Here is a 9,735-nt window from a genome sequence, read left to right on the forward strand (position 1 = left end):
TGAAACGCGCCCCTCGCAGCCGTCAACGCCATGATTTATATGCGAAATATCACGATTACGACAGCGAAATCAGCGACTTACTTGGAGAATGTGGGTTCAAGGGTCGGCCGGATCCGTTCGGCGCCTTGCAGGATCTCGTTGGCGAAAAGCCGGCTTTCGCGCGGAAAATCGCGACTGAGCAACAGTTTGCGGTGCACGTAGCCCAGGATCTCGTCGAGCGGCTCGCCGCCGGGGTCAAGCGCGCGCAACGGCGCGAGCCAGGTATCCATCAGCCCCGCCAGCAAGGCCTCGTGCATCGCCTCTTTCGAGGGGAAATAGTACAGCAGGTTCGGCTTCGACAGGCCCGCGGCCTGCGCGATCTGGTCCAGCGTCGCCCCGCGAAATCCGTGCTGCGAAAACACCTCCAGCGCCGCCCCCAGAATGGTCTCGCGATTCCGCTGCTGGATCCGGGTCCGGGGCGGGTGGTCGGTCATGCGCGCCACCGGAATTTGCCTGATCCGTTAATTCCACTTTCCATAGGTTGCGCAAAATCCCATCATTCCAGGGCGAAAATCGCCAGTCGGTCGGACACTGCGAGAACGACTCGGGCCGGGGCCGGGGCCGTCCGCTTGACTGGTTCCCGACCTCTGCTAGCGTGTCCCTGACCGTTTGGTCAAATGTTTTGGGCCTTTCGCCTTTGCGCGGGCGAAGGGCCATAATTCAAGGGGGTCCCCCATGGCGCTCGATCGCAATTCCGGTCCCAACGACCTGTCGGCTTTCTGGATGCCGTTCACCGCGAACCGGCAATTCAAGACGGCGCCGCGGATGCTGGTGGGCGCTGAAGGTATGTATTACCGCACCGCCGACGGCCGCCAGGTGCTGGATGGTACGGCGGGGCTGTGGTGCTGCAATGCGGGCCATTGCCGGCCGAAGATCACCGAGGCGATCCAGAAGCAGGCGGCCGAGCTTGACTATGCGCCGGCCTTCCAGATGGGCCACCCGAAGGCGTTCGAACTGGCCAGCGCCCTGCGCGACATGGCGCCGAAGGGAATGGATCATGTCTTCTTCACCAATTCCGGGTCGGAATCGGTCGAGACCGCGCTGAAGATGGCCATCGCCTATCACCGGGCGCGGGGCGACGGTGCGCGCACCCGTCTGATCGGGCGCGAGCGCGGCTATCACGGGGTGAACTTCGGCGGCATCTCGGTCGGGGGCATCGTGACCAACCGCAAGATGTTCGGCAGCCTGCTGACCGGCGTCGATCACCTGCCGCATACCCATCTGCCGGACCAGAATGCCTTTACCCGCGGCCAGCCCGAACATGGCGCGCATCTCGCGGACGAGCTGGAACGGATCGTGGCGCTGCATGGCGCCGAGACCATCGCCGCGGTGATCGTCGAGCCGATGTCGGGCTCGACCGGCGTGCTGCTGCCGCCCAAGGGCTATCTGGAACGCTTGCGCGCGATCACGAAGAAACACGGGATCCTGCTGATCTTCGACGAGGTCATCACCGGGTTCGGGCGGCTGGGCTCGTCCTTCGCGGCCGAACATTTCGGGGTGATGCCCGACATGATGACCACCGCCAAGGGCCTGACCAACGGGGTGATCCCGATGGGCGCGGTGCTGACCACCGCCGAGGTGCATGACGCCTTCATGCAGGGCCCCGAGCACATGATCGAATTCTTCCACGGCTACACCTATTCCGGAAACCCGATCGCCTCGGCCGCGGGGCTTGCGACGCTGGAAACCTATCGCGAAGAGGGGCTTTTCGAGAATGCCGCAGCGCTTGCGCCCTATTGGGAGGATGCGCTGCATGCGCTGAAGGGCCTGCCGCATGTGATCGACATCCGCAACATGGGCCTGATCGGCGCGGTCGAGCTGGAACCGATTGCGGGCGAGCCGACCAAGCGGGCTTTCACCGCCTTCCTGAACGCCTTCGAGAAGAACCTGATGATCCGGACCACCGGCGACATCATCGCCATGTCGCCGCCCCTGATGATCAACAAGGCCCAGATCGACGAACTTTTCGGCAAGCTGACCGATGTTCTCAAGGCGCTGGACTGAGCCTTTCCAGCAGCGCGCCCGCCGGAGCGGACCGGCGGGCGCAAAGGCTGCGGCTGGTCCCGGCTCGGCGGGGACCGCTGCGCGCCTATTGGGCGGGAGCTTCGGCGGTTTCCGCCGGGGCGGCTTCGGCCGGGGCCTCGGCCGGGGCCTCGGCCGGGGTTTCAGCCACGGCTTCGACCGCAGCAGTCTCGGTCGCGGCTTCGACCGGTTCCACCGCCTCGGCCACGGGGTCGGCGGCCGGGTCCGCGACCGCCGCGACGTCGGCTTCGGTCCCGGCTTTCGGGTTGGGATCGGCCTTGTTCAGCTCGTAGCCGAGCCCGAACACGCCGATCAGGGCCACGAGGCCCAGCATCCATTTGAATTGGTCTTTCAGAATTTCCAAGGTCACGTCCTCCCGACGGGAATTGTGAATGCCGGGCGAAGGCCCGGCCGGATGAGGAAACGCCCCGCGGATGCGGGACGCCCGAATGTAACCGCCGGACAGACGAAGAATATTGTCTCTGACGCCGCACCCGCCCCGGACGGGCGGGCGGTCGCGCCAAGGGACTGACGGCAGGACGGAAATGACAGGTGAGGTAAGAACGATGACAGCCCCAGGTGAGAATCTGCGCATCAATGGCGACCGGCTCTGGGACAGCCTGATGGAAATGGCGAAGATCGGCCCCGGCGTCGCGGGCGGCAACAACCGCCAGACGCTGACCGATGCCGATGCCGAGGGCCGCGCCCTGTTCCAGAGCTGGTGCGAGGCCGCCGGCCTGACCATGGGCGTCGACCGGATGGGGACGATGTTCGCGACCCGCGCGGGCGAGGACCCGGATGCGCTGCCGGTCTATGTGGGCAGCCATCTCGACACCCAGCCCACCGGCGGGAAATATGACGGGGTGCTGGGGGTTCTGGGCGCGCTGGAGGCGGTGCGCACGATGAACGATCTGGGGATCCGGACGAAGCACCCCATCGTCGTGACCAACTGGGCCAACGAGGAGGGCGCGCGCTTTGCCCCCGCGATGCTGGCCTCGGGCGTCTTCGCGGGCGTGCACAGCCTCGACTATGCCTATGCGCGCAAGGATCTGGAGGGGCTCAGCTATGGCGACGAGCTGACCCGGATCGGCTGGAAGGGCGAGGAAGAGGTCGGCGCGCGCAAGATGCATGCCTATTACGAGCTGCATATCGAGCAGGGCCCGATCCTCGAGGCCGAGGGCAAGGAGATAGGGGTCGTCACCCATTGCCAGGGGCTCTGGTGGCTGGAATTCACCCTGACCGGGCGCGAGGCGCATACCGGCTCGACGCCGATGGCGATGCGGGTCAATGCAGGGCTGGCCGCGGCGCGCATCTTCGAGATGGTGCAGGAGGTCGCGATGGCGGCCCAGCCCGATGCCGTGGGCGGGGTGGGGCAGATGCAGTTCTCGCCCAATTCCCGCAACGTGCTGCCGGGCACCGTCGTCTTCACCGTCGATATCCGCACCCCCGATCAGGCCAAGCTCGACCGGATGCGGGCCGAGATCGAGACCCGCGCGGCGGCGATCTGCGAAGATCTGGGCGTCGGCTGTTCGGTCGAACCGGTGGGCCATTTCGACCCCGTCACCTTCACCCCCGAGCTGGTGGGCACGGTCCGGAGTGCGGCCGAGAAGCTGGGCTATTCGCATATGGATATCGTGTCCGGGGCGGGGCACGATGCCTGCTGGGCCGCCAAGGTGGCGCCCGCCACCATGATCATGTGCCCCTGTGTCGGCGGGCTGTCGCATAACGAGGCCGAGGACATCTCGAAGGACTGGGCCACGGCCGGGGCGGAGGTGCTCTGCCACGCGGTGCTGGAAACGGCAGAGGTCGTCGGCTGAGCCAAGGCCGGGGGGCCCTGCCCCCCGAGACCCCCCGGGGTATTTTTCCAAGAAGAAATGGGCCGCAGAGCCTGACAGGGAGTAAGACATGAGCACGGTTATCAAGAACGGCACCATCGTCACCGCCGATCTGAGCTATGGGGCGGATGTGCTGATCGAGGGCGGAAAGATCGTCGAGATCGGGCCCGATCTTTCGGGCGACGAGGTGCTGGATGCCACCGGCTGCTATGTGATGCCGGGCGGGATCGACCCGCATACCCATCTGGAGATGCCCTTCATGGGCACCTATTCCTCGGACGATTTCGAGTCGGGCACGCGCGCGGCGCTGGCGGGCGGTACCACCATGGTCGTCGATTTCGCGCTGCCCTCGCCCGGGCAGGGGCTGCTCGATGCGCTGAAGATGTGGGACAACAAGTCCACCCGGGCGCATTGCGACTATTCCTTCCACATGGCGATCACCTGGTGGGACAAGCAGGTCTTCGACGAGATGGAAACGGTGGTGAACGAGCGCGGCATCACCACCTTCAAGCATTTCATGGCCTACAAGGGCTCGCTGATGGTGAACGACGACGAGATGTTCGCCTCGTTCCGCCGCTGCGCCGAGCTGGGAGCCATTCCGCTGGTGCATGCCGAGAATGGCGATGTGGTGGCCGAGCTGTCGGCGAAGCTGCTGGCCGAGGGCAATACCGGCCCCGAGGCCCATGCCTATTCGCGCCCGCCCCAGGTCGAGGGCGAGGCCACCAACCGCGCGATCATGATCGCCGACATGGCGGGGGTGCCGCTTTACGTGGTGCATGTCTCCTGCGAGGAAAGCCACGAGGCGATCCGGCGCGCGCGGATGCAGGGCAAGCGGGTCTGGGGCAAGCCGCTGATCCAGCATCTGACGCTCGATGAACGCGAATATTTCAACGCCGACTGGGACCATGCGGCGCGCCGCGTGATGTCGCCGCCCTTTCGTAACCGCCAGCATCAGGACAGCCTCTGGGCGGGGCTGGCCTCGGGCTCGCTGTCCTGCGTGGCAACGGATCATTGCGCCTTCACCACCGATCAGAAACGCTATGGGGTGGGCGATTTCACCAAGATCCCGAACGGCACCGGCGGGCTTGAGGACCGTTTGCCGATGCTTTGGACCTATGGCGTCGGCACCGGGCGGATCACGCCGAACGAATTCGTTGCGGTGACCTCGACCAATATCGCCAAGATCCTGAACGTCTATCCCCGCAAGGGCGCGGTGCTGGTCGGCGCGGACGCCGATCTGGTCGTCTGGGACCCCGAGAAGACCAAGACGATCAGCGCCACGGGTCAACAATCGGCCATCGATTACAACGTCTTCGAGGGCAAGCAGGTCAAGGGCCTGCCGCGCTACACCCTGACCCGTGGCCGCGTCGCCGTCGCCGATGGCGAGATGAAGCCTCAGGAAGGCTGGGGCGAATTCGTCAAGCGCCCGCCGAACGGCGCGGTCAACAGGGCGCTGTCATCCTGGAAGGCGCTGACCGCGCCGCGGGCCATCGAGCGGGCGGGCATTCCGGCCAGCGGCGTCTGACGCGACGGCCCCCCTTTGCGAGAGGGCGGGTGCGGGGGATCCTCGCGCCCGGATGTGAGGGGCGGGGCCGCATGCGCGCGCGCCCCGCAGGCAAGGGACGTGACGTGAAGACACCGGTCATCAAGGCAGAAAACGTCGATCTGGTGTTCCAGACCGGCGACGGGCCCGTGCAGGCATTGAGCGATGTGTCGCTCGATGTCGGGCGCGGCGAGTTCGTGAGTTTCATCGGCCCCTCGGGCTGCGGCAAGACCACCTTCCTGCGCTGTGTGGCGGCGCTTGAACATCCGACCGGCGGCAGCCTGAGCGTCAACGGGATGAGCCCCGACAATGCCCGCAAGGAACGCAGCTACGGCTATGTGTTCCAGGCGGCGGGGCTTTACCCCTGGCGCACCATTGCCCGGAACATCCGGCTGCCGCTGGAGATCATGGGCTATCCGAAGGCCGATCAGGCGGCGCGGGTGCAGAAGGTGCTGGAACTCGTCGATCTGGCGGGCTTCGGCAACAAGTATCCCTGGCAGTTGTCGGGCGGCATGCAGCAGCGGGCCAGCATTGCCCGCGCGCTGGCCTTCGATGCCGATATCCTGCTGATGGACGAACCCTTCGGTGCGCTCGACGAAATCGTGCGCGACCATCTGAACGAACAGCTTCTGGCGCTTTGGGCGCGGACCGGCAAGACCTGCCTGTTCGTCACCCATTCGATCCCCGAGGCGGTCTATCTGTCCACGAAGATCGTGGTGATGAGCCCGCGTCCGGGGCGGATCGCCGATGTGATCGACAGCCCGCTTCCGAAAGAGCGGCCGCTCGACATTCGCGACACGCCGGAATTTCTGGAAATCGCCCATCGCGTCCGCGAGGGGCTGCGCGCGGGGCATGCCTATGACTAGGAAACAGCGTCTGACAGGGGCGGGGCTGGCCGGGCTGTGGCTGGCGGTTCTGCTGGTCTGGGTCTTCGCGCCGTCGGTGATGGCGGTGCCGGTGCTGGGCTGGGGGCTTTTCCTTCTGATCCTGGCGCCTCTGGTCTGGGGCATGCATCTTCTGGCGCGGCGGCTGGCCCGCAAGGGGCGGCGCGATGCGTAGCGTTCTGCCGATCCTGACGGTGGTTCTGGCGATCCTCGCGCTCTGGTACGGGGCGGCGGTGGCGCTGAACGCGCGCTGGACGCTCGATCAGGCGGCGCGCGCGGGGCAGGAGCTGACCGTCAGCCAGATCGTGTCCGACACGCTGCAGCAAGAGCGCCCCAAGCTGCCCGCGCCGCATCAGGTGGGGGCCGAGCTCTGGAAGACGACCGGGGCAATGGCGCTGGAGGGGCGGGCCTTTTCCAAGCGCAGCCTGATCTATCACGGCTGGGTCACGCTGTCGGCCACGTTGCTGGGCTTTGCCATCGGCGCGGGCGCGGGCATCCTGCTGGCGGTGGGGATTGTCCATAACCGTGCGATGGACCGAAGCGTGATGCCCTGGGCCATCGCTTCGCAGACCATCCCGATCCTGGCCATCGCGCCGATGATCATCGTGGTGCTGAATTCCATCGGCATCACCGGGCTGGTGCCCAAGGCGATCATCTCGGCCTATCTGTCGTTCTTCCCGGTCGCCGTCGGCATGGTGAAGGGGCTGCGCAGCCCCGATGCGATGGATCTGGACCTGATGAAGACCTGGGGGGCGCGCGCGGGTCAGGTCTTCTGGAAACTGCGCTGGCCGTCCTCGATGCCCTATCTCTTTACCTCGCTGAAGGTTGCGATGGCCGCGAGCCTCGTCGGCGCCATCGTGGGCGAGTTGCCTACGGGCGCGATCCGGGGCCTTGGCGCGCGGCTGCTGGCGGGCAGCTATTACGGTCAGACCGTGCAGATCTGGAGCGCGCTTTTCGGGGCCGCGATCCTGGCCGCGCTGCTGGTCGGGCTGGTGGGGCTTGTGCAGCGGATCACGCTGAAACGGATGGGGATGGCGCGATGACCTGGGTTCTCGGCGCGCTTGGCTTCTGGGCGGTCGCCTGGGCGGTGAATGTGCGGCTTGCGCGGCTCGACAATTCGCGCGGGCTGCGTCTTCTGATGCCCGCGCTCTTCGGTCTGACCCTGCTGGTGGTCTGGGAGGGTCTCGTGCGCGGGCTGAACGTGCCCGGCGTGATCCTGCCGCCGCCCTCGGCCATCGGGGCGCGGATCGCGACCAGCCTGCCGGTGCTCTGGGCCGATTTCGTCCAGACCTTCGTCAAGGGCGCGCTGTCGGGCTATGTGCTGGGCTGCGGCGCGGGGGTGCTGAGCGCCATCGCCATCGACCGCTCGCCCTTCCTGCAACGGGGGCTGCTGCCGGTCGGCAATTTCATCGCGGCCCTGCCCATCATCGGCACCGCGCCGATTCTGGTGATGTGGTTCGGCTTCGACTGGCAGTCGAAGGCGGCGGTGGTCGTCGCCATGGTGTTCTTCCCGGTGCTGGTCAACACGCTGCAGGGGCTGGCTTCGGCCGATGCGATGCAGCGCGATCTGATGAAGACCTGGTCCGCAAGCTACCTGCAGACGCTGACCAAGCTGAGGTTGCCCGCGGCCATGCCCTTCATCTTCAACGGGCTGAAGATCGCCACCACGCTGGCCCTGATCGGGGCCATCGTGGCCGAATTCTTCGGCAGCCCGATCCGGGGCATGGGCTTCCGGATCTCGACCGAGGTCGGGCGTCTCGCGCTTGACATGGTCTGGGCCGAGATCGCCGTGGCGGCCCTGGCCGGGTCCGCCTTCTACGGCGCGGTGGCGGCGTGCGAACGCGCCGTCACCTTCTGGCACCCGTCGCAGCGGGGCCTTTGACAACAAGCAAGGGGCGAATGACCCCACAGGAGGTAAGGATGGACGTGAAACTGACGGGGGCGCTGGCCGCGCTTCTTCTGGGGACCGGGGCGGCGCAAGCGGCCGACGAGGTCACGCTGCAGCTCAAATGGGTGACCCAGGCCCAGTTCGCGGGATATTACGTGGCGCTCGACAAGGGCCTTTACGACGAGGAAGACCTCGAGGTGACCATCAAGCCCGGCGGACCCGACATCGCGCCGAGCCAGGTCATCGCGGGCGGCGGCGCCGATGTGATGATCGACTGGATGCCCTCGGCGCTGGCCGCGCGCGAAAAGGGGCTGCCCATCGTCAACATCGCCCAGCCCTACAAGTCCTCGGGCATGATGCTGACCTGCCTGAAGGAAACCGGCGTCGCCAGCCCCGAGGATTTCCCGGGCCGCACGCTGGGCGTCTGGTTCTTCGGCAATGAATATCCGTTCCTCAGCTGGATGGCGCATCTGGGCATTCCGACCGACGGGACCGACGGCGGCGTGACGGTGCTGAAACAGGGCTTCAACGTCGATCCGCTGTTGCAAAAGCAGGCCGACTGCATCTCGACCATGACCTATAACGAATACTGGCAGGTGATCGACGCAGGCATCGCGCCCGAGGAACTGATCACCTTCAAATACGAGGATCAGGGCGTGGCCACGCTGGAAGACGGGTTGTACGTTCTGGAAGAAAAGCTGGCCGATCCGGCCGAGGTCGACAAGCTGGTGCGCTTCGTGCGGGCCTCGATGAAAGGCTGGAAATGGGCCGAGGCCAATCCCGAAGAGGCCGCGATGATCGTGCTCGACCATGACGAGACCGGGGCCCAGACCGAAAAGCACCAGATCCGCATGATGGGCGAGGTCGCCAAGCTGACCGCGGGCTCTAATGGCGCGCTCGATCCCGAGGATTACCGGCGCACGGTCGATACGCTGCTGGCAGGCGGGTCGGACCCGGTCATCACAAGGGAACCCGAGGGCGCCTGGACCCATGTCGTCACCGATGCCGCGCTGAACTAGACGGCGCGGCCATATGCAGGCCGGGCGGGTCCCGGCGCGCCGCGATGACGCGGTGGCCGGGCCTCCGCCTGTCTTGATCGGAATCAAGGATGTGTTTTACTGAACGGTGTAGTTCAGTTTCGGCGGGTCGGGACACCCGCCGAGGAAGGGAGAGAGCAATGCGGAACATCACGAAGGTCAAGGGACTGCTGCTTGGGATCGGTCTGGTGGCGGTGCTTGCGGGCTGTGCCAAGGAGCCCGAGGAATGCGAACCGGGTGTGAGCACCATCAGCGACATGGCGACGGTCACGGCGCCCGGGTGCTGAAACGCCTTCCCGGCCGGAGGCCGGGGCGTCATTCGAAAGGAAAAGGGCCGGTGGATGACCACCGGCCCTTTTCTTTCAGAACCTTCGGGGCGCGGATCAGTCCGTGTTCATCCTGTTATTGATGAGCTCGTCGACGACCGAAGGGTCGGCGAGCGTCGAGATGTCTCCGAGGGAGCCGAAATCGTTCTCGGCGATCTTGC

The 9,735-nt window shown here is 66.0% G+C and carries 10 protein-coding genes and 1 pseudogene; 9 read left to right on the forward strand and 2 right to left on the reverse strand.

The genetic code is table 11. From position 1 onward, the window contains the following. Positions 1-95: 95 nt before the first annotated feature. Positions 96-473, reverse strand: a pseudogene (locus EV657_RS20550) (TetR family transcriptional regulator); the annotation flags it as partial. 241 nt (positions 474-714) lie between these two features. Here EV657_RS20550 and aptA point away from each other — a divergent pair. Continuing rightward, positions 715-2,043, forward strand: coding sequence for an omega-aminotransferase AptA (gene aptA / locus EV657_RS20555; RefSeq protein ID WP_134079685.1), 1,329 nt, complete (start codon positions 715-717; stop codon positions 2,041-2,043). An 85-nt stretch (positions 2,044-2,128) separates the two neighbouring features. Here aptA and EV657_RS21995 read toward each other — a convergent pair whose 3' ends face one another. Further along, the gene (locus tag EV657_RS21995) at positions 2,129-2,425 is read right to left on the reverse strand and encodes a hypothetical protein (RefSeq protein ID WP_208323335.1); all 297 of its coding nucleotides are present in this window, start codon (positions 2,423-2,425) and stop codon (positions 2,129-2,131) included. Positions 2,426-2,627: 202 nt separating this feature from the next. Between EV657_RS21995 and EV657_RS20565 the strand changes: the two genes are divergently transcribed. The 8 genes from EV657_RS20565 (at position 2,628) to EV657_RS21750 (ending at position 9,535) form a co-directional block, all read left to right on the forward strand. Then, positions 2,628-3,878, forward strand: coding sequence for a Zn-dependent hydrolase (locus tag EV657_RS20565; protein ID WP_134079687.1), 1,251 nt, complete (start codon positions 2,628-2,630; stop codon positions 3,876-3,878). A gap of 88 nt (positions 3,879-3,966) precedes the next feature. Beyond that, positions 3,967-5,421, forward strand: coding sequence for a dihydropyrimidinase (hydA, locus tag EV657_RS20570; protein ID WP_134079689.1), 1,455 nt, complete (start codon positions 3,967-3,969; stop codon positions 5,419-5,421). Positions 5,422-5,525: 104 nt separating this feature from the next. Beyond that, positions 5,526-6,305, forward strand: coding sequence for an ABC transporter ATP-binding protein (locus EV657_RS20575; protein ID WP_243837766.1), 780 nt, complete (start codon positions 5,526-5,528; stop codon positions 6,303-6,305). Beyond that, positions 6,298-6,498 carry a hypothetical protein gene (locus EV657_RS20580; protein ID WP_075786091.1) on the forward strand — a complete coding sequence of 67 codons (201 nt, stop codon included), beginning with the start codon at positions 6,298-6,300 and terminating at the stop codon, positions 6,496-6,498. Before EV657_RS20575 ends, EV657_RS20580 begins: the two co-directional genes overlap by 8 nt. Next, the gene (locus EV657_RS20585) at positions 6,491-7,366 is read left to right on the forward strand and encodes an ABC transporter permease (protein ID WP_134079691.1); all 876 of its coding nucleotides are present in this window, start codon (positions 6,491-6,493) and stop codon (positions 7,364-7,366) included. Before EV657_RS20580 ends, EV657_RS20585 begins: the two co-directional genes overlap by 8 nt. Continuing rightward, entirely contained in the window at positions 7,363-8,205 is an 843-nt protein-coding gene (locus EV657_RS20590; RefSeq protein ID WP_134079692.1) for an ABC transporter permease, read from the forward strand. The genes EV657_RS20585 and EV657_RS20590 overlap by 4 nt, the downstream gene beginning before the upstream one ends. 38 nt (positions 8,206-8,243) lie before the next feature. Beyond that, positions 8,244-9,230, forward strand: coding sequence for an ABC transporter substrate-binding protein (locus tag EV657_RS20595; protein WP_134079694.1), 987 nt, complete (start codon positions 8,244-8,246; stop codon positions 9,228-9,230). Positions 9,231-9,388: 158 nt separating this feature from the next. Next, positions 9,389-9,535 (forward strand): hypothetical protein, encoded by a 147-nt coding sequence (locus EV657_RS21750; protein ID WP_158272331.1) that lies wholly within the window; start codon positions 9,389-9,391, stop codon positions 9,533-9,535. The last annotated feature ends 200 nt before the right edge of the window (positions 9,536-9,735 follow it).

The sequence above is a fragment of the Rhodovulum visakhapatnamense genome (genome assembly GCF_004365965.1).
GTDB lineage: Bacteria > Pseudomonadota > Alphaproteobacteria > Rhodobacterales > Rhodobacteraceae > Rhodovulum > Rhodovulum visakhapatnamense.